An 18,670-nucleotide genomic window follows, 5' to 3' on the forward strand; every position below is an offset into this window, starting at 1 on the left:
TAGTTAGAATTTGGAAGGAGAATCTACACTAATTCCCTGTTAGGAGGAAGTATTTTGAAAGATAGATCACACGCCAACGAGAAAGTCATTAGATTGATGCGCCTCACTTCAACTTCCTATTAAGTTCTTAATCCATTTTCTTGTTTTCATTCGATAGAGCGAACCGCCCCACTTTATGACTTCTTCGGTAAGAAACAGTAAATACACCCATTCAGGCGGGAACTTGAAATAAATAGCAGCGATCGCGGCCAATGGAATGCCAATCACCCACTGAGCGATTAAGTCTTGATAGAGGCAGAACTTAACATCACCACCCGCTCTCAATACACCTACAATCACTGTCATTGGGATAGAACGGATAACAATTCCGACACTTAAAATGAGAATAAACTTCTCTGAGAGCGCTCTGGTTTCTTCAGTCAACGCGCTGAACGCATTAAGTATTGGTACTTGCACAAAATAAAGGAAGACCGCCACAACAATACTGGTCAAGAAACACAAAATGGTTAGGCCGAGAGCTTGATAGTAAACCGCTTCATTATTCTTTGCGCCAAGTTGATTCCCGACCAAAACAGAAGCTGCATTCGACATGCCAATCAATAGACTCAACGAGATAGACTCAACCGGCGTCATTACTGACAGTGCCGCCAAACCTTGTACACCTGATTGCCCCATGATTGCGTGATAAGCAAAAAGACCACCAGCCCAAGCTAAGAAATTAAACGTCGTCGGCAACGATAACTTCAAAAAGCGAATCACTTTTTCAACGGTCGCTGCCGCTTTGATATCACAGAATTTAAAGGCTAATAAATGTTTAGAGAAATAGAGGTAACCAAACAAGGTTGCTACTTCAATAGCCCCACTCATTACCGTCGCAATCGCTGCGCCTTTTATTCCAAGAGCAGGAAAGCCCCAATTACCAAAGATCAGTACCCAGTTTAAGAACACATTAGAAAGGATGCCAATACCACTAAAGAAAGTACTGAGCCCTGGTTTATGCATCGCTCTCAAGCCAACAGCCATACTGCTCACACAGGATACCGCCAACATGCTAAATGAAGTGATAACGATGTATTCCATACCCAAGTTAATGACTTCTTGAGAGTCTGTCGTCACACCCATGATTTGCGCTGGGAAAGAGACAAAGAAAACAATAGTCAGTAAGGCAAACAACGTCGAAACCAACCAGGTCAGAGCGGTACTTTCTCTCACACCTTGTTTGTCCCCCGCTCCCCAGTATTGTGCCGTCAACAACGCGCCACCCGTGGTAACACCAACTAACATAATGGTCGTCACAAACATCGCACGGCTTGCTACTCCAACCGCCGCAATGTCTGCTTCTCCAAGCTGACCCAACATCAACACATCCACTAAGCCTCGGCTTGAAAACATAATGCTCTGCAAAGTGATAGGCAAAGCAATCGCAATAAGCCTACGAACAAAATCACCGCGAGTGTGATGAAGAATGGAAGAGAGCAACATAGAGATACCTAAACGGAACGTATTGATGAATAAAGATAAATATCACGCTATTATATCAATGTTCGGTTTTTAACCACAGATATAAATGGAGTAACAATGAAGAAAGTACTGGTTTTAGGCGCTTCTGGATATGTTGGTTCACAGCTCCTCCCCCTCCTGCTTGAACAAGGCTATCAAGTTACTGCAGCAGCAAGGCATATCGACTATTTAAAGGCACGAACAGAACCTCACGACAACTTGTCACTGGAATACCTTGATCTCGCAGATCAAGCGGCGACACAAGCATTGGTACCCGATTTTGATCTTATCTTCTTTCTAGTTCATGGCATGGCAGAAGGCCATGATTTCATTGATTACGAGCTCAACTTGGCGCGTAACTTTGTTTCGGCACTTGGACCGAAGAATCAACACATTATCTATCTCAGTTCTCTTCAGCCTCAAACGGGCGATTCAGAACACCTTCAAGCTAGAAAAAAAACCGGACAGCTACTTCGAAAAGGCCCCGTTCCAGTAACCGAACTCCAAGCCGGTGTTATTATCGGTCCAGGCTCCGCAGCATTCGAGATCATGCGAGATTTCGTTTACAACCTACCCATAATGATTGCGCCAATATGGGTGGACTCCAAAGCCAACCCTATCGCCTTGCAGAACCTTAACCATTACTTGCTGAAACTCGCACAGGACACACCCAATGAAAGCCAAACGTTTGAGGTTGGCGGACCTGATATTGTCTCTTACCGAAACCAGTTTGCTCATATAGCCAAAACAGCCGATCGCCCACTCAGGCTTTGGGCAACGTCATTACTAACGCCTCAAATCGCTTCCTATTGGTTAGGGGTAGTCACCTCCGTCCCTTCTAACATCGGCAGAGCGCTTCTCGCAGGCTTAAAGCATGACTTCATTGCCAGTTCGACCACCATTAGAGAAAAGTACCCTCAAAAGCTTATATCGTTCGAGAGCATGGTTGAGCAAGCCATTCACGCTGAAGGAAATTTCGTTAAAAGTAATGTCTGGGGCTTTGATAAAACCGCGTTCAAACGATGGCAAGCTGGATATGGCTACTACCCCAAGAAAACCGGTGCAAGCATCACTTCAACCGCGTCACTGGAATCACTGTGGAATGTCGCACAGCAGATAGGAAGCCCCAAGCAAGGTTACTTCTTTGCTAACGCTTTATGGCGCACACGAGAATGGCTAGATGTTCTGTTTGGTGGCGGTATACCGGTTCGACAAATGCCTGAAGGCCCAAACTTAAAAGTGGGTGACAAAATCGACTCGTGGAAAGTGATCCGTTGCGAAGAGAATCAGTTCTTATCTCTGCTTTTCGGAATGAAAGGCCCTGGTTTAGGTCGGCTGGAAATTACCGTATCTGACCACGGAGAAGCTCGTGAACTGAATATCTCAGCTTGGTGGCATCCAAAGGGCTTTCTAGGATTACTGTATTGGTTTGCGATGATGCCAGCCCACCTGTTTATCTTTAAAGGCATGGTAAAGGCGATAGAAAAGCAGGCTAAAAAAGCTGATAAAAAACCATAACAGCACATGAAGTATTAGAGTAAAGAGATGCTAAGACAGTAAAAACGAATGATGTAGCCCGTTGCTATCATTAAAAAAAAGACCGCCAATTCGGCGGTCTTTTGATAAATATCGAGAGTCACTTAGTTAACCAATAACACTGATTGGAATTTCCGCTAACTGATTACCTTGGTTGGCAGGGTACACGATGTATTCACCGTGGTACTTCACCGCTGACTTATAGTCTGTAACTTTGTGAAGCATAAAGCCTGCTTCCATCGCTGCTTGAATAAACTCTGCGTGATTACCACGCACAAACCAGTTCATCGGCTTAACCATCAACTCACCGTTGAAAGAGTCGTCACACTGTTTACCACACAAGGCAAAAGAATGTTCGCCATCGGTGAAGAATTGAATCTTACCGCCAGTGGTCAGTTCATCTTCACTCGATACGCTCCAACCCATCTCATACATTTTGTCCATAAATGCTTCAACATCACTGTCTTTTAGCGCTTTAGGCTCTTCGCCTTCAGGGAAAAAACGTCCGTAAAACGCAGAAATACGTTTGAAGGTAAAAGTTAAATCAGAGTTGTTGCCTTTTGAGCGACCCTGTTTCTGCCAGCGAACCAAGTCAGGCACAATCACGCGATCATAAGCTTGAGATTTAATCGCCTTTGTTACCCAACGAACAAGGTAAAGGTTGTTCGCGATAGGTGCGTCAATGGCCTTGCCAGATTTATGTAAAGCATATAGCTCGCCTAGCGCATCATTCACTAACTTCTGAATTTCAATATAGTATTTTGACATTATGCCTTCTTTCCTAATGTCCAATATAGTAATGCTGACATTACTGCACACGCAGCCATTACCATAGCCATAGACCCAGCACTGTCACTTGGTAGCATCGCAACGATCGCTCCAACGACAGAACCAGTACCAAATCTCAATGTTCCCGCAAGCGATGAAGCCGTGCCTGCCATATTAGGGTAACCACTTAGCAGTAGACCCATAGAGTTACTGCCAATCGTAGAAATAGTGCCGATAAACAGCATCACAAACGGTACAATACCCCAAAGCCCGAGATCCAATGCCCAACCAGCCAGTAAACCCACACCAGCCAGTAATTGAATGACCAGCGCTGCTCTCAGCATGGTATGAGAACCGACCTTCTTAACGATTCGACCATTGATTGTCGTCATCAGAATCATCGCAACAATGTTCAAGCCAAATAAGTAACCAAACAAATCAGGACGTACGCCATAAATGTCGATATAAACAAAAGAGCCTGCGGTTAAGAATGCAAACATCCCAGAAAAAGAGAATGCACCAGAGAAAATCAGGCCCATAGCCGTAGGGTTTTTACATAAACGAGCGTAATTACGAATCGTCGTTTTAAAGCGCAGTGGCTGGCGATTTTCAACAGGCAGTGTCTCAGGGATTTTGATTATTACCGCGAGAATCACAATCACCGCAAAAATGGCCAAGACCCAAAAGATTGAACGCCAGCCAAACCACAATGCCAAGTAACCACCAATCATAGGTGCGATAAGTGGCGCAACCGTCATCACCAAGGTAACGAACGACATGGTTCTTGCAAAATCTTCACGGTCGAACATATCACGCACAACGGCCTGGATAATGACCGCTGCCGCTGCCCCTGCGAAACCTTGAGCAGTACGAACTAACGTTAGCGCTTCAATGCCATGAGTAGTAGCACTCACAACAGACGCAATTGCAAAGAAGAAGACACCAATCAGTAAAACAGGCTTGCGACCATAACTGTCGGCTAACGGGCCATGTAACAACTGACCTAACGCAAAACCTGCGGTGTACGCTGTGAGTGTGATTTGTACTTCACCCGCTGTTACGCCGAGATCTTTGGCGATCGTTGGCATTGCGGGCAGGTACATATCGATGGCGAGTGGTGTCAGTGCACCAATCGCCCCCAGAACCAAAAATAGCATCCAACCTAACTGAGGAGTTTGTGGTTGTGATTTTGGGGTCTGTTGGGTAGACGTTTGCATAACTCTCCGACTAAGTACTAGGTTTTATGTGAGCATGAACATGCACACAGTGATACGCGAATATACACATAGCGATATATAAATACGCAAATAGTAATAATGGCTGAAACTGTCCTAGTACCAGTCACAATAATCAGCCGACGCTATCCTTGGTCGGCCACATTTTACAATAGAAAAAACTACTTCCAGATAGAGTCGACTTCTTCTTGTGTTAGATAACGGTATTCACCCAACTCCAGAGATTCGTCCATCTCGATTTCACCGATACGCTCGCGATGCAATGCTTCAACCTTGTTACCAAGCGCCGCAAACATGCGTTTTACTTGATGGTATTTGCCTTCGTGAATCGTTAAAAGCACTTCACGCTCAGCACGTACATCAAGGTGTGCAGGAAGTGTTAGGCCATCTTCGCTCTTAAGCTGAATGCCTTCTTTGAATTTTTCAACGTAGTCCGCTTCAACAGGTTCAACAAGCCATACACGGTATGTTTTTTCGCACTTGTGCTTTGGCGACGTGATGCGGTGAGACCACTTACCATCGTCAGTAATCAATACAAGACCAGTGGTATCAACATCGAGACGACCTGCAAAGTGCAGCTTGTCCATTTTGATTTCATCAAGCAATTCAAACGCAATACGATTTGCGCCATCTTCATGCGAACAAACAAAGCCTTCTGGCTTATAAAGCATGATGTAACGTGGGCCGTGAACGTGAAGTTCATTGCCTTGCCATTCCACAACGCACTCTTCAGTTACCTTAAGTGAGCCGCTTTTTTGAATGACATCATTAACAGTCACTGCTTTTGATTTTAATAAGTGTGTTGCTTCTCTTCGAGTGACGCCTAACGCATCGCACAGAAATTTATCTAAACGCATGAATACCTCAACTAATCTAAGTCGGGTATTATAGTCACCTTTGCTCAATTAGTTGAGCTATTTCACACTATTTGTTTTTCACCATACAAGACTCGATATGTATACACTCCGCCCATACCAAGCTGACTCCGTAAAATCAGTGATACATTACTTCAGAAAACACCAAACTCCAGCAGTTTTGGTGCTGCCAACGGGTGCAGGAAAAAGCCTAGTCATTGCAGAGCTAGCAAGGCTTGCCAAAGGCCGCGTTTTGGTGCTTGCTCACGTTAAAGAGTTAGTAGAGCAAAACCATGAAAAATATGAAGGTTATGGGTTAAAAGGTTCGATTTTTTCTGCCGGTTTAGGCCGTAAAGAAACCGACCAGCAAGTGGTATTCGCGTCGGTTCAATCCGTGGTTCGCAATCTCGATTCATTTTCTAATCAGTTTTCATTATTGGTTATCGATGAATGCCACCGTGTACCGGATGAAAAGACCAGTAGCTACCAGAAAGTGATCACTCACTTGCGCGAGAACAATCCAGGTATCAAAGTGCTTGGGCTGACTGCAACCCCATATCGTCTTGGTATGGGTTGGCTTTATCAATACCACACACGTGGCCAAGTGCGTTCTGAAGAACCGAGATTTTTCAGAGACTGTATTTTCGAACTGCCGATCCGCTACTTATTAGACGAAGGCTTTCTTACGCCAGCACGCATGATTGATGCTCCGGTTTTGAGTTATGACTTCTCTCAGTTAAAACCAGCAAGCACTGGTCGCTATAAAGAAGCTGAGCTCGATATGGTGATCGAACAATCGAAACGCGCCACGCCACAAATTGTCGACCAAATCATTGAGCTGGCCAAAGACAAACTCGGCATCATGGTATTCGCTGCAACCGTTAGACACGCACAAGAGATCCTGAGCTTACTCCCTGAAGGTGAATCATCCATCGTGATTGGTGACACACCTACGCTAGAGCGCGACCAAATCATCAACGATTTCAAAGAACGTAAAATCAAATTCTTAGTTAACGTATCGGTATTAACCACAGGTTTTGACGCGCCACATGTGGATTTAATCGCAATTTTACGACCGACAGAGTCCATCAGTTTATATCAACAAATTGTTGGTCGTGGATTACGTTTGTCTCCAGGCAAAAAAGAGTGTTTGGTATTAGATTATGCAGGCAACAGTTACGACCTCTACCAACCTGAAGTCGGCGATCCTAAGCCGGATTCAGACAGTGAGATCATCACCATTCCCTGCCCTGCTTGCGGCTTCAATAATAACTTCTGGGGCAAGCTAGACAGCAACGGCTTCTTACTCGAACACTTTGGGCGAAAATGCCAAGGCTACTTTACCGATGAAGACACAGGGGAGCGCGAGCACTGTAACTATCGCTTTAGAGCTAAATATTGCGGTGAATGCGGCGCGGACAACGACATTGCCGCACGTATTTGCCACGAATGCGATGCCACCTTAGTTGACCCAGATAAAAAACTTAAAGAAGCGTTAAACCTCAAAGATGCGTTGGTGTTTGAGTGTTTAGAAATGGACCTTAACGTTCTCAAGGACGAAAAAGGCAAGTCGCAGCTTAAGGTCACTTACCGTGGAGAAAACCAAGCACAAGTGCATGAGTTTTGGTCATTAACCACCAAGAAACAGAAGCAGAATTTTAAGGATCAGTTTGTTCGCCCTCACCTTGCCGACAGACACAGACCGTTTGAGGAAGCGTCACCAACCAAAGTTGTTGCTCACCAACATCGATTTCGCCCGCCTCAATTTGTGATTGCACGTAAAGTGGGACGCTTTTGGAAAATGAGAGACAAGATATTCGAAGACGAGCTTCAACAGCGCTAATACCTCATTTTTTGAGAACCTAAAGCTCATAATTAATCAGGTTCACTTTCTGTTCAGAATTACTTTTTTATACTGAACGCTATCAACCTTCTCTAGGATTCGCTATGTTTAGTAAAGCTATGATTTCTTTGTTTTCTATAAGCTTCGGCTTATTGGTTTCTGCCAGTGTCTGGGCCGACTCTGATCATAACGGTCATGACCTCGTACAAGATGTCCACAAAGCAGGAACTCGTATCGAATTTGAAGAAGATCAAGACGAAGTCTACGACGCAGTACAAGAAGGCTATATCCGCCCTTTCTCAGAAATGTACGCGGCAGTGGAAAACGATCTGCATGGTCGAATCATTAAAGTAGAGCTTGAAGAAGATGACGACGTTTGGGTTTACGAACTCAAAATTAATCATCAAAACAACATTATCAAAGTCGAATACAACGCTGAAACGCTAGAAATGTTAATGATAAAAGGCCGAAACTTTAAAGACGCTATAAAAAGCGCTAATTAGTAGTTCATAAAAATAAGAAGAGTAAACATGAAAATTTTAGTCGTTGAAGACGAACCTCGTTTAGGCCAACAAATTATTGAAACACTTGAGGGAGCCGACTGGGTACCCGAGCTTTCTCAAGATGGTATTGACGCACTGTATCGGGCAACATCTGAAGAGTGGGACGTGATTGTTCTCGACTTAGGCTTACCAAAATTAGATGGCTTAACCGTATTGAAAGGCATTCGAGACGAAAACATCAATACACCCGTAGTTATTTTAAGTGCTAGAGACACATTAACTCAACGAGTAGAAGGCTTGAATGCTGGCGCTGACGATTATCTAACCAAGCCATTTGAAATGGTAGAGCTGATTGCTCGAATCCGCGCTCAGTTACGCCGAGCATCTGGCAGTGCCGCTCCAGTGCTACAGATTGGCGATCTCAGCTTAGACACGCGCAGTTCAAAAGTTTTGTGGCAAGGTCAAGCTGTCAGCTTAACCGCACTCGAATACAAAGTAGTCGCGTATTTCATGCATAACCAAAACAAGGTTATTTCACGTACGGAATTGGTTGAACACATTTACAAACAAGATTTTGACCGCGATTCAAACACCGTGGAAGTGTTTATCGGGCGTATTCGTAAGAAAATCGCACCAAAGATCATAAAAACCGTTCGTGGCCTCGGCTACCAACTGAATGCTGAATAGCGCGATCGTCAATTAACAAGCGCCATCATTAATCAAATACACATCAAATAAGTGGATAGCCTGTTCTGATCACCGTAATACTGATAAATCGCAACGAGCAAAGGCAGGCTAGAAATGCATGAATCTAAAAAAAAGAACGCTTAAAAACATCAGTCTAAAAAGCCGCTTGCTTCTCGCTGCGGCTTTTTGGTTGGGTGCAATGATACTTGCTGCTGGTATCGGTATACCAAAATTGGTTAATGATTACTTGGTCGATGACGTAAAGCAGCAATTGAGTCTTACTATGGACGAGTTAACTGCAAACATCGAAACAAGTAACAGCGGCAACCTTATCATGGCCGAACGTCTTTCCGATCCAAGATTCAACCAACCGTACAGCGGGATCTATTGGCGTGCATCCACTCAAGATCAGATCATTCGTTCTCGTTCTCTATGGGATAAAGATCTTACCATCAAGCGTTCACCCATTCACACCTCCGTTAAGGGACCTCAAGACGATAAGTTGATTTACATCGAGCAAGACATTTACTTACCTGAACTGAGTGAGCCTGTCACCATTACTATTGGCCTCGATGAAGACCCACTAGAGTCAACACTCAATCAGTTAACACGCCAGGTTTGGCTTATTTTGATGTTGTTGTTTGTAGGGGTGCTACTGCTCATCGGCATTCAAGTCAGTTGGTCACTACTGCCACTAAGTAAAATGCAGCGCGAACTGGTGATGCTAAGAAAAGGCGAACAACAAGGGTTAAGTGATAACTACCCGAAAGAAGTGTCTCCGCTAGTCTCTGACCTTAATGCCCTACTCTTCCATTACCAAGAGCTATTGGAGCGAGCTCGAAACCACGCAGGTAACCTTTCTCACGCGTTAAAAACACCGTTATCGGTTTTGAAAAATGAGATAGAAATGCTTCCCGATAACGAGAAGAAACTCTTACAGCAACCCATTTATCAAATTCAAAGCCAAATTGACTATCACCTTGGCCGCGCACGCATGGCGGGTGCAATGAATATCCTTTCCGTGAAGTCATCACCTTGTGAACGTGTCGAAGCTATCGCGATGGCTTTTGATAAAGTCTATGCCGCTAACGACGTCACCATGATCAATGAGCTGGATTCTGAACTTGAAGTCGCCGTAGAAAAAACTGACCTAGATGAAATGGTCGGCAACCTGCTTGAAAATAGCTATAAATGGGCGAGCAGTATTATTCGAGTTCACGCCAACGCGCTTGCAGACGGTAATATTGAATTGGTCATTGAAGATGACGGAAAAGGCATTCCTGAAGAGAAACTCGCGCAAGTCACCAAGCGAGGCGTTCGACTTGACGAAACAACGCCAGGTACAGGTTTGGGGCTCAATATAGTGAACGAAATGGCCCACAGCTATCGAGGCAGTTTAACTCTAAGCAAGAGCTCTATGGGGGGGTTAAAAGCCTCTCTCATTCTAAAGGCCTCTCAAGCTTCTTAGGCTTCTTAGGCTTCTTAGGCTTCTTAAAAACAATAAAGCTTCTGGGCGCGAAAAGCAGGCGTTTGCCTATCATTTGCAAACTCCTGCTCTTTTTTCTTACTTAATGAGAGCTCACTTTAACTCATAGAATGCAACCCTATCGTATTGCCCTCAGTATCACTGACAACACTAATGAAACCATGTTGACCAATGGCCATTTTGGGCACTTGTAAGGCACCACCATTCGCTGCTGCTAAGCTCGCTTCGGTCTCACAGTCTTCACAAGAGAAATAAACCATCGTGCTGTTACCACCAGCTTTGACACCAGACATAGAACACAGCGCCCCTGTTGCACCGTAACTGTCCATCTCACAAGGAAATACCCACATTTCAATGTCGATTTCAGTTTCGTTATCTAACTTCTCTAGCCTCACTTTAAACACAGCTTCGTAAAAAGCCTTCGCTCTCGCCATATCATCGACATAAATTTCAAACCAACCAATCGGATTCATTTGCATAACGTTGTCCTTGGCTTTCGCCGCTTACTCGCCCTTAATTAGCATAGACAAAGAAAACAGATTATCGCTGAGAAGTAGCTTATAAGAGGGTTAAGTTACTTAACTTAAAATAAGCGCTGAAGAAAAGGCAAGGCCCTGTTCGATTTAAGAATTAAACAAGGCTCATATTATTGGCTGTTCTAGGATGGGTAGACCAGAAAGAAGCGAGAGAAAGATAAGCAGTTAGGTAACTACTATATGGGTGCATATCACTAGAACGATGGATAATGAGCCAAAAGCCAAAGCAACAGGTTTCCTTTAACAAGCTTTGTACCACTCTCCTATATATCGTTCACTGCCACATTTAAAGCTGGCGATTTAACGCCGTACGTCGTTGCTCCAATCATCAGAATTTTGCCATCAGTATAATAATCGTGATTATCATTCAAAGCTTCTGCGTTAGCGAGTGGCAAGTGCACCAAACCAATATTTGGATAAGTCGATTTGATCTGTTTGGCAAACCTATCGCGTTCTTCATCTACATTCGGGTCAATTTTATGAAGTATGGTGACAATACCTGAGTACGGCGTCACTTTAAGCCCATCATCGTAGCTGATTGCCCCTAACCACTTAAGTTGATTGCTATTACTGTCTAGCCCTGCGTTCCACCAACGTATGTGGCTTCTTTTCATTAGGTTTCCAGGCAATTGAAATGCCATATCTTGAGGCTGATTTCGCCAATACAAGTCAGAAACCGGAGGAGTATTCGCTTTTAACAAGGCTAAATAATGTGTCCATTCAATCTCATGTCGAGAAAATGTTTGGTTCTCTATCCAACCAAGTTGATTCATCAATTCACGGGGGGACTCCCCGACATACACAACATTGATCGCTTGTGCATCGTAAACGGGAGACAAGCCAGGAAATGCTTTATAAATCACTTGCTCTAAGTCAATAGAGGCCGTTTCTTCTGGCGCTTGTTGAGTTTGAAAATCATCGGCCTTCCAGAAGAAGTGCGCGTAATTTGCGTAGCATAACCAAACGACCAAAAGTGTACTGGTCTTCAGCGTCAGTCTGCGCCACTTGAACTTATATCCGATTGTGACAAAGGCAATAACGACGACCAAGCCAATCATTAAGCTTTGATGTTCAGTAAGAAAAACCTTAACAGTATTCAATAATGGAAACTGTTCAACTCCATGTGCCAATAACATGCCCCATGCAATAAATTGTCCACCACCAAGCAACAACCCAATCGATGAAAGCAGCGTAAAGCTACTCCACTTAACGCGATGAGAGCCCGCAATAAAAGGTACGACCCAAGCAATAGGTCCAAGAAGGCGAGCAGCCACAATAATGTAATTGCCCTTCTTTGCGATTAGGTAACGGCATCGAGCCATAAGCCTTTTGGTTTTAGGGCGGAATTTTATAAGTTTCTTTTGTGCGGTTGCACCCCATTTTGATCCAATAAAATAGCTCAACTGGTCTCCGATGAAGCCACCCAACATCACTAGCACCAACGCCATCCATGCACCTGAATACAGTTGAAAGCCCGCAGCGATAAAAAAGGGCTCTCCCGGTACAAATAGGTTCGGGCCAATGAGTGCGTCACCTAATGCACCCAAAAACAGCCCTAGTCCATCAAACATAACAACCTCAGCGCTTACTGTTCTTTATAATGACCAAACTTGTAGTTCATCTCGTTGTTACGCATTTCACCCTTAAAGAAACGTCTTACATTGGCTTTAAGGTAAGTTGATCCCGTTTTAACAACACCGTCTTGGTCTAACCGACGAGGGTCAAAACCAAAAGTCATATTCAGGAATCTAAATCGCCATGTCTTGCTCGCACGTTTTACGTAATCACAGTCTTCGCACAATACAATTTCTTCATCGAACCCGCCGATTTCATCGTGTACTCGCTTAGTCGAGAAAATACACGCGCCAATCGCTGTTGGAAAAAAGAACTGAGTGGCAAATAGCCCGGCGTTAAACCCCCCATAACCAAACTTGTGAACAAGCGGCAAACCCTTAGAGCTCATGTACACGCCTGCGACTTCAAGTCTCTTCTCGTCCAATTCATAAAGCGCTTTGGCAAGAAAGTTTCGAGGTAAGCTTACATCAGCGTCTAAAAAGAGGATTCTGTTGTACTGAGCCAAAGAAGCTCCCGTGTTTCTGCCCAAGCTCACACCACGTGTTTCCATGTGGTGAACCGTTAAGTTTGGCAATGCACTTTCATAGGCCTGCGCCACTTCTCTTGTGTTGTCTTCGCTGTTTGAATCGACAACGATAACTTCAAACTCCTGATGGGTTTGGACGCTCAACTCTTCCATCAAGCGTCCAATGCGTTTTTCTTCGTTTAAAGTAATAACGATAATGCTAACCGGTTCCATATGTTCACCTATTTATTCTGCTGTTTAATTAACACTAAGATTAACTAACAGAGTCTTAACCAATCCTTAGTTGAACATTCATTTTCCGTTCATTAGCTGATGATATAAATAGATAAGGTCTGTGATACAAAGGGCGAGAAAGGCAGAAATGAAGACCAATGAACGTTTTATCGTCAAACGAGCTGAATATCGAAGGAATTTCCCTTTGCGATAGGCTTCTGACTTGCTCCGATTTGAATGTAATGTTAGTATCCGCGCTCGCTTAAGCATGAACTCGTTTATGCATAAGCATTACCACATACTCAAGGTCGCATTGAGGTGTGAAGTTAATTTTTACTAATTTGAGAGTAAAACTATGAAATTTGAAGCAGTAGTACGTACTGAACTAGGTAAAGGTGCGAGCCGCCGCCTACGTCACGCTGGTAAATTCCCAGCTGTAATCTACGGTGGCGAAGCAGCAGCTGTAGCTATCGAACTTGTTCACGCTGACGTGATCAACCAAATGGATAAGCCTGAATTCTACGAAGCAATCACTCTACTGATTGACGGCGCAGAAGTTAAGGTTAAGCCGCAAGACGTTCAACGTCACGCGTTCAAGCCTAAAGTTGAGCACATGGACTTCATCCGTATCTAATTCCCTACCAAGGAATAAGATTGGATTAATCCAAGCCTTCTGCATAGAAAAGATAATCGATCTTACCAGTCGAGAAATCTAGAAATTCGAAACCCCGATGCTACCAACATCGGGGTTTCACCGTTTTTGAGCCCTGAAAAACGTCGTAAATCTCGCGTAATACACTGAAACAATTACTGCCTCTTTGTACCTACCTTTCTGTCGGGATATTTATAGTAAGAAGGATTGAAGACTTACGTGTTTTGCCCCCTATTCCAAGTTCTCCAACCCTGATGTATCGATACCTTTCAATGCTTCTTTTGCTACATCATCAGAGCTCGTCGATTTAGTCTTTTGTGGATAACTACCTGCTAAACCTTTACCAATCGAAGTTGCTTCATCTTGAAGTTTTTTACCCTCAGACTCGCCCGCAAGCCAGCCTTGTTTGTAGTCGGTATCTGAATTGAAACGCTTTTCATCTTTTATATAGTCTTCGAAGTCATTACCAGTTTCTTGCATTCCGCTGTGTCTACCGTCATGGAAACCTTGTATGTAAGATTCGTTATGGCCACTCTTCATTAAAGCACTGTCACTGGTTCCGCAACCAGTAGAAATAAGCATAAACAATATTACCAATACAAACCTTGTCATTTCCGAACCCTCAACTAAGTATCACTGTAACTTAACAATAGTCTAATATTTCAAGCATATAAATACTGTGGTAATAGATAGTTAACGACAGTTCGAAGTGAACCTAATGTGTAAGGATATCCACTTGTCCATCCACGCACCAAACAAGTTCACTGCTCGTCTAGTTCGTGGAAATACCGTTCGCCTCAAGCAACAAACTCTGCAGCGATTGACCCTGTATTTTCGATATCCTCAATTCAAGACGAACAAGGAAAGCTTAACTACCCTGCATTTTGGAGTAACACGACTCACCTCCGCGTTGGTCCAAAGTCACAATCACAAGCTGCCTACTTCTGCTTCGACGAATGCTTAGGTTATATGAAGAGACCAAAATCAAAAACGTGCACTCTACTTGATGTACATGGCGCGGGCGCTCAACGCGCAGAACCGAAAACAGGCAACGCGAAAGATTACCCTAACGGGTACGGACCTCAAGGTGATGTCATTCGGATTGAAAACGACGTTCGTGCTGTTCGTCATTTGTCTTCTTAACTTATCTTCGATATTTGTTAAAAGTATTAAGGAAATAAAATCGCACACAGTGATGGTTAAGTCTTCTTTGAAAGCTGTGAACAAAATGGTTAAGCGCAAAGCCAACTGACCTTTAATTCAGTTTGATAGATTAGTGTGGATGAATTCATCATCCACTAAGCTGTACAAATTCAAGCGCGATAACACAGCGCTAAGGTATGAACACTCTAACGCTGCTTATACTGGGTCGGGCAATAACCTCTCGAAACATCCGACCTACGAAGCTTTAAATGCTTTGTTGATCGCCCGGAAACACGCGACCGCCACAACTTGAAACTCCCCAGCTTTAATTTGGCACGCATAAAGCGAATCACTTCAGATTCATTCAAACCAAATTGTAACTCAATGGCCTCAAATGGCGTTCTGTCTTCCCACGCCATCTCTATAATTCTTGATTCACTTTCTCTCGATAACTTCATTGCACACTCATCCTAGTTAAACTAGACAAAAATACGCTCGTTCTCGATTTTTAGATCAAAGAGTTATCCGTTATATTTACAAGTCGTTAATGGCGTTCCAACCACTCACAACGCAACAGGCCATACTTAACTGAATCATAATACTCGCCTTTATAAAAGCGTACTTTTCTTAGTCTCGCTTCCTGTTGAAAACCCAACTTCAACGCCAGTGACATCATCCGCGGATTACCCGACCAAGTCGTTAAACCCACACGCTCTATCTGCTTATTTTCGAATAAATAAGAGACCCAAAAAGGAAGTGCTAACGCTGCAATGCCCTTACCCCAATATTTAGAATCATAAATAACAACGCCAGCTTCAAGCCAATGGGTCTCTTCACACTCCCAATAACAATTGACGGTTCCTACAGGCACACCGTCTACAACCACCAGCTGTAAATCAGCTCCATTGAGTAACCGTCGGAACGAACAACTTTCAAACTGTTCAAATGATGGGTGGGAGTACGGGAAATAAGGGCCGTTAAACTTCGTCCACTCATCGTTTGAGGTGACCAAAGCATAAATAGCGGCCAATTCACTTGGCATGGCGGGCCTAATAGTGACTTTCATATACTTTCCAAACCTGATTAAAAGGGTTATCAATCTCAACGATAACTATCATTAGGAGCCAATGTAAACCGTACAGTTCAAATCCCAGCCTAGAAATTGAATATAGTCCCTTTGACGTTTTAACAATCACTACATCTAAGAACAAAACCAAATCATAAATGCCACAACTCAAGAATCATACGAATAACAATCGTTGTTAAATAATGGAATACTTTATTCATGCTATTCAGAAAACAAAAAGCTCGTCAAATAATGACGAGCTTTTTGTTTTCACAAGCGTAGTTAGAGTGATGCTATCTACAGTACGAAAACTAGTTTACGAATAAACCTGGTCACGTAACTCCAACTCAACGTTTTTCAAGACTTTGAATTCTTCGCGAGTACAACCACGAGCGACAGACACCCAATGATCGCCCGTTTCATCTGACCCTTTAAACTCTACACGCAACTCATATCTTCGCCATGAGATAAAGGCCAAAATAAAAGTCAGTGCAAGCATAGGCAAACCAAACTGAGGTACAAATGCCCAAGTAGCAGCGGAAAGCACCAAAGCCAATGAAACGATATTGATTGCGTTTTCTTTAAGGCCTAACTGACGAACTTCTAACTGTTTAATTTTCCGTAAGCTATAAACGTCCTTCTTAACTCGTAATTCACTGTCATTTACAAGAAAATCAGTCTCCTTATAAGACTTACGAAATCGCATTATATTCGCCAACCTATTGCGCTTATGGTTCTTATTCATCGCTTTTCTCCATGTTATTAAAGGTTAGTAAAAGCTAATATAATCATGAAGTTATTAATGAACGGTGAATTTATAAATCAAGCCAATATTAAAATCAAGCTTATATGGTTAATAACATTTATCATAATTAGAAGGGGCCTGAGCATTAGTGACACCCATGTAATGCTTCACCCGAACTACCGCTGAGTATCAGATTAATGCACAGATGATATTAGCCTGCAAAACCTACAACTTTGTAAGCATATGTTTCACTCATAATTATACTGGTTGCTAAAACGCACAAAGCCGCTTGAAGCCACATCACAAAATTCTTGAAATTCAATAAGTAAACGTAAAAAAAACACCCCGTTCTATCACAATAAAACATACCTGAATAATACTAAACAACACATTAACCATGACTGTCTATTAAGCAATTGATCTCATAAATTGGAAGCTGTACCTTTGCTTTATGCATACGGTTACTCAAGGGAAATAATAATGGACAAGCTACTGACAAACGCAATGGAACAAAAACAACGCACAATTGTGACGAGCTTATTCGCAAGAAATGGATTTAAAATTGCGACAACAGATTTTGATGATGTGACTTTTAAACGTGAAGATGTACTTGTTAATGTTCGCTTCGACCTATCTTCAAATGTTGAGTCAATCTCAGTAGTGAATAACTAAATATTAGATTCAATTACTTAGATGGTGGGCTTAGATAATATAGCTCACCGTTTATTGATTAGAGATAAAAGCATGACTCTGCACTTCACCTGCTTCCGCCTTCTCGTGATAAGCGCTACTTATTATTCATATTCAAACCACTAGTTAGCCAGTTGTAAACATCGCAAATACTATACATCTATCAATGGAAAGTTATCGATAAGCCATCATTGAAAGATAATGCTTGTCACATAGTTAGGATACTTTTTTCTAAAGTAGAGAGTAGTTTCAAAATGAAAAGAACAGCTTTATTTGCCTCCTTAATAGCGGCGTTACTGACCGGATGTAACAGCTCAAATGATTCTAATTCAGTTGATGGTTCAGCACCTCATAACCCTGAAAAACCGATCTTACCACCAGAAGGCGGCGATGGCTCTGCGGGCGATCAAACCAATCCTGATGAAGATACAGACTTAAATCCATCTAAAGACGCGTTAATAGTTGAAGCAGCCCAACGCTGGGGAACAAGTTACGACGAGATGTACAATGCGTGTCAACTTTGGAGCTGCAACCTTGCGGACATACAAGAAAGAATCATATTTACTATAGAGCGTGAAACACAATTATTAGAAGGCTCAGCTAAAGTGACCTTCATTCTTTCTCATAACACCGCTGACTTATGGCCTACTTACGTATTTTACAGTGATTTAATTGGAAATACCGAAATCGAAATTGAACACTCTTCATCAAGTTTTCATTACATTGATGACGATAAAATCGTAAGTGAAGGCTCTACACTATTGGGTTGGAAGACTGGATTTGGCAGTTGGGCCACTCAAAACCCACGAAATTGTATCGACGCTTATTGTGCCGAATTCAAGACCTCTTGGTTAGAAACCGGCACCTACTCAAGTGCTATGGCTGTATACCGAGAAAATGGAGAAGTCATCAAGACTCAACGTGGCTACCTTAGCCAAGATGAGCTGAGAGCACTCTACCCTGTATTTAGTCCGACATTCCCTGGTCACTACTAACGTCAGTCTAAATATCATGAAAAGTGAACAAGGAGTATTGTTATGATACTCCTTGTTCATAAAATTCCGCACTAACAAGCCAATTAGATTCTGATAATTACTGACTAATCAATCATT

General features: G+C 43.0%; 21 protein-coding genes. 10 read left to right on the top strand and 11 right to left on the bottom strand.

Annotated elements, in window-relative coordinates; all coding sequences use genetic code 11:
• Nucleotides 1–108 precede the first annotated feature (108 nt).
• Nucleotides 109–1,482: an MATE family efflux transporter gene (locus OCW38_RS08990; RefSeq protein ID WP_010441491.1), complete on the bottom strand. Its 1,374-nt coding sequence runs from the start codon at nt 1,480–1,482 to the stop codon at nt 109–111.
• A gap of 96 nt (nt 1,483–1,578) precedes the next feature.
• Here OCW38_RS08990 and OCW38_RS08995 point away from each other — a divergent pair, with 96 nt between their 5' ends.
• On the top strand, nt 1,579–3,018 hold the full coding sequence (locus tag OCW38_RS08995) for a DUF2867 domain-containing protein (RefSeq protein WP_016793753.1): 1,440 nt from the start codon (nt 1,579–1,581) through the stop codon (nt 3,016–3,018).
• Between the two features lie 126 nt (nt 3,019–3,144).
• On the opposite strand, the gene OCW38_RS09000 is transcribed toward OCW38_RS08995, so the two are convergent.
• The 3 genes from OCW38_RS09000 to rsuA form a co-directional block, all read right to left on the bottom strand.
• A complete protein-coding gene (locus OCW38_RS09000; RefSeq protein WP_016793752.1) occupies nt 3,145–3,804 on the bottom strand; it encodes a DUF2913 family protein in 660 nt (219 codons plus the stop codon).
• Nucleotides 3,804–5,021, bottom strand: a complete 1,218-nt coding sequence (locus OCW38_RS09005) for a Bcr/CflA family multidrug efflux MFS transporter (protein WP_010441498.1) — start codon at nt 5,019–5,021, stop codon at nt 3,804–3,806. Before OCW38_RS09005 ends, OCW38_RS09000 begins: the two co-directional genes overlap by 1 nt.
• Nucleotides 5,022–5,200: 179 nt before the next feature.
• Nucleotides 5,201–5,896 (bottom strand): 16S rRNA pseudouridine(516) synthase RsuA, encoded by a 696-nt coding sequence (rsuA, locus tag OCW38_RS09010; protein WP_010441500.1) that lies wholly within the window; start codon nt 5,894–5,896, stop codon nt 5,201–5,203.
• Nucleotides 5,897–5,993: 97 nt separating this feature from the next.
• Here rsuA and OCW38_RS09015 point away from each other — a divergent pair, with 97 nt between their 5' ends.
• The 4 genes from OCW38_RS09015 (at nt 5,994) to OCW38_RS09030 (ending at nt 10,394) form a co-directional block, all read left to right on the top strand.
• Nucleotides 5,994–7,736 (top strand): DEAD/DEAH box helicase, encoded by a 1,743-nt coding sequence (locus OCW38_RS09015; RefSeq protein ID WP_016784579.1) that lies wholly within the window; start codon nt 5,994–5,996, stop codon nt 7,734–7,736.
• A 104-nt stretch (nt 7,737–7,840) separates the two neighbouring features.
• Entirely contained in the window at nt 7,841–8,239 is a 399-nt protein-coding gene (locus OCW38_RS09020; RefSeq protein ID WP_010441504.1) for a PepSY domain-containing protein, read from the top strand.
• A 27-nt stretch (nt 8,240–8,266) separates the two neighbouring features.
• Nucleotides 8,267–8,926 (top strand): response regulator transcription factor, encoded by a 660-nt coding sequence (locus OCW38_RS09025; protein ID WP_010441506.1) that lies wholly within the window; start codon nt 8,267–8,269, stop codon nt 8,924–8,926.
• A gap of 118 nt (nt 8,927–9,044) precedes the next feature.
• Entirely contained in the window at nt 9,045–10,394 is a 1,350-nt protein-coding gene (locus tag OCW38_RS09030; protein WP_010441508.1) for an ATP-binding protein, read from the top strand.
• Nucleotides 10,395–10,510: 116 nt separating this feature from the next.
• Here the strand turns inward: OCW38_RS09030 and OCW38_RS09035 are convergent, their stop codons facing one another.
• The 3 genes from OCW38_RS09035 to OCW38_RS09045 all read right to left on the bottom strand — a co-directional run bounded on the left by OCW38_RS09035 (nt 10,511) and on the right by OCW38_RS09045 (nt 13,262).
• Nucleotides 10,511–10,891, bottom strand: a complete 381-nt coding sequence (locus OCW38_RS09035; protein ID WP_010441510.1) for a VOC family protein — start codon at nt 10,889–10,891, stop codon at nt 10,511–10,513.
• Between the two features lie 320 nt (nt 10,892–11,211).
• Nucleotides 11,212–12,519, bottom strand: a complete 1,308-nt coding sequence (locus tag OCW38_RS09040) for an LssY C-terminal domain-containing protein (protein ID WP_016786253.1) — start codon at nt 12,517–12,519, stop codon at nt 11,212–11,214.
• A 14-nt stretch (nt 12,520–12,533) separates the two neighbouring features.
• Nucleotides 12,534–13,262: a glycosyltransferase family 2 protein gene (locus tag OCW38_RS09045; protein ID WP_261893775.1), complete on the bottom strand. Its 729-nt coding sequence runs from the start codon at nt 13,260–13,262 to the stop codon at nt 12,534–12,536.
• Between the two features lie 355 nt (nt 13,263–13,617).
• Here OCW38_RS09045 and rplY point away from each other — a divergent pair, with 355 nt between their 5' ends.
• The gene (rplY, locus tag OCW38_RS09050; protein ID WP_010441516.1) at nt 13,618–13,896 is read left to right on the top strand and encodes a 50S ribosomal protein L25; all 279 of its coding nucleotides are present in this window, start codon (nt 13,618–13,620) and stop codon (nt 13,894–13,896) included.
• Between the two features lie 249 nt (nt 13,897–14,145).
• On the opposite strand, the gene OCW38_RS09055 is transcribed toward rplY, so the two are convergent.
• A complete protein-coding gene (locus tag OCW38_RS09055; RefSeq protein ID WP_010440416.1) occupies nt 14,146–14,496 on the bottom strand; it encodes a hypothetical protein in 351 nt (116 codons plus the stop codon).
• A 387-nt stretch (nt 14,497–14,883) separates the two neighbouring features.
• Here OCW38_RS09055 and OCW38_RS09060 point away from each other — a divergent pair, with 387 nt between their 5' ends.
• Together OCW38_RS09060 and OCW38_RS09065 are read left to right on the top strand one after the other, a co-directional pair.
• The gene (locus OCW38_RS09060; RefSeq protein ID WP_010440413.1) at nt 14,884–15,057 is read left to right on the top strand and encodes a hypothetical protein; all 174 of its coding nucleotides are present in this window, start codon (nt 14,884–14,886) and stop codon (nt 15,055–15,057) included.
• The gene (locus OCW38_RS09065) at nt 14,975–15,166 is read left to right on the top strand and encodes a hypothetical protein (RefSeq protein ID WP_229632042.1); all 192 of its coding nucleotides are present in this window, start codon (nt 14,975–14,977) and stop codon (nt 15,164–15,166) included. The genes OCW38_RS09060 and OCW38_RS09065 overlap by 83 nt, the downstream gene beginning before the upstream one ends.
• Before the next feature lie 97 nt (nt 15,167–15,263).
• On the opposite strand, the gene OCW38_RS09070 is transcribed toward OCW38_RS09065, so the two are convergent.
• From OCW38_RS09070 to OCW38_RS09080, 3 genes are all read right to left on the bottom strand, one after another.
• Nucleotides 15,264–15,515, bottom strand: coding sequence for a TIGR03643 family protein (locus OCW38_RS09070; protein WP_016786255.1), 252 nt, complete (start codon nt 15,513–15,515; stop codon nt 15,264–15,266).
• A gap of 86 nt (nt 15,516–15,601) precedes the next feature.
• Nucleotides 15,602–16,123, bottom strand: coding sequence for a GNAT family N-acetyltransferase (locus OCW38_RS09075; RefSeq protein ID WP_010440408.1), 522 nt, complete (start codon nt 16,121–16,123; stop codon nt 15,602–15,604).
• Nucleotides 16,124–16,439: 316 nt separating this feature from the next.
• Nucleotides 16,440–16,868: a hypothetical protein gene (locus OCW38_RS09080; RefSeq protein ID WP_016768598.1), complete on the bottom strand. Its 429-nt coding sequence runs from the start codon at nt 16,866–16,868 to the stop codon at nt 16,440–16,442.
• A 480-nt stretch (nt 16,869–17,348) separates the two neighbouring features.
• Here OCW38_RS09080 and OCW38_RS09085 point away from each other — a divergent pair, with 480 nt between their 5' ends.
• Entirely contained in the window at nt 17,349–17,540 is a 192-nt protein-coding gene (locus tag OCW38_RS09085) for a hypothetical protein (protein WP_010440405.1), read from the top strand.
• A gap of 272 nt (nt 17,541–17,812) precedes the next feature.
• A complete protein-coding gene (locus tag OCW38_RS09090; RefSeq protein ID WP_010440403.1) occupies nt 17,813–18,553 on the top strand; it encodes a hypothetical protein in 741 nt (246 codons plus the stop codon).
• Nucleotides 18,554–18,670 lie beyond the last annotated feature (117 nt).

It is taken from the genome of Vibrio cyclitrophicus (genome assembly GCF_024347435.1).
Lineage (GTDB): Bacteria > Pseudomonadota > Gammaproteobacteria > Enterobacterales > Vibrionaceae > Vibrio > Vibrio cyclitrophicus.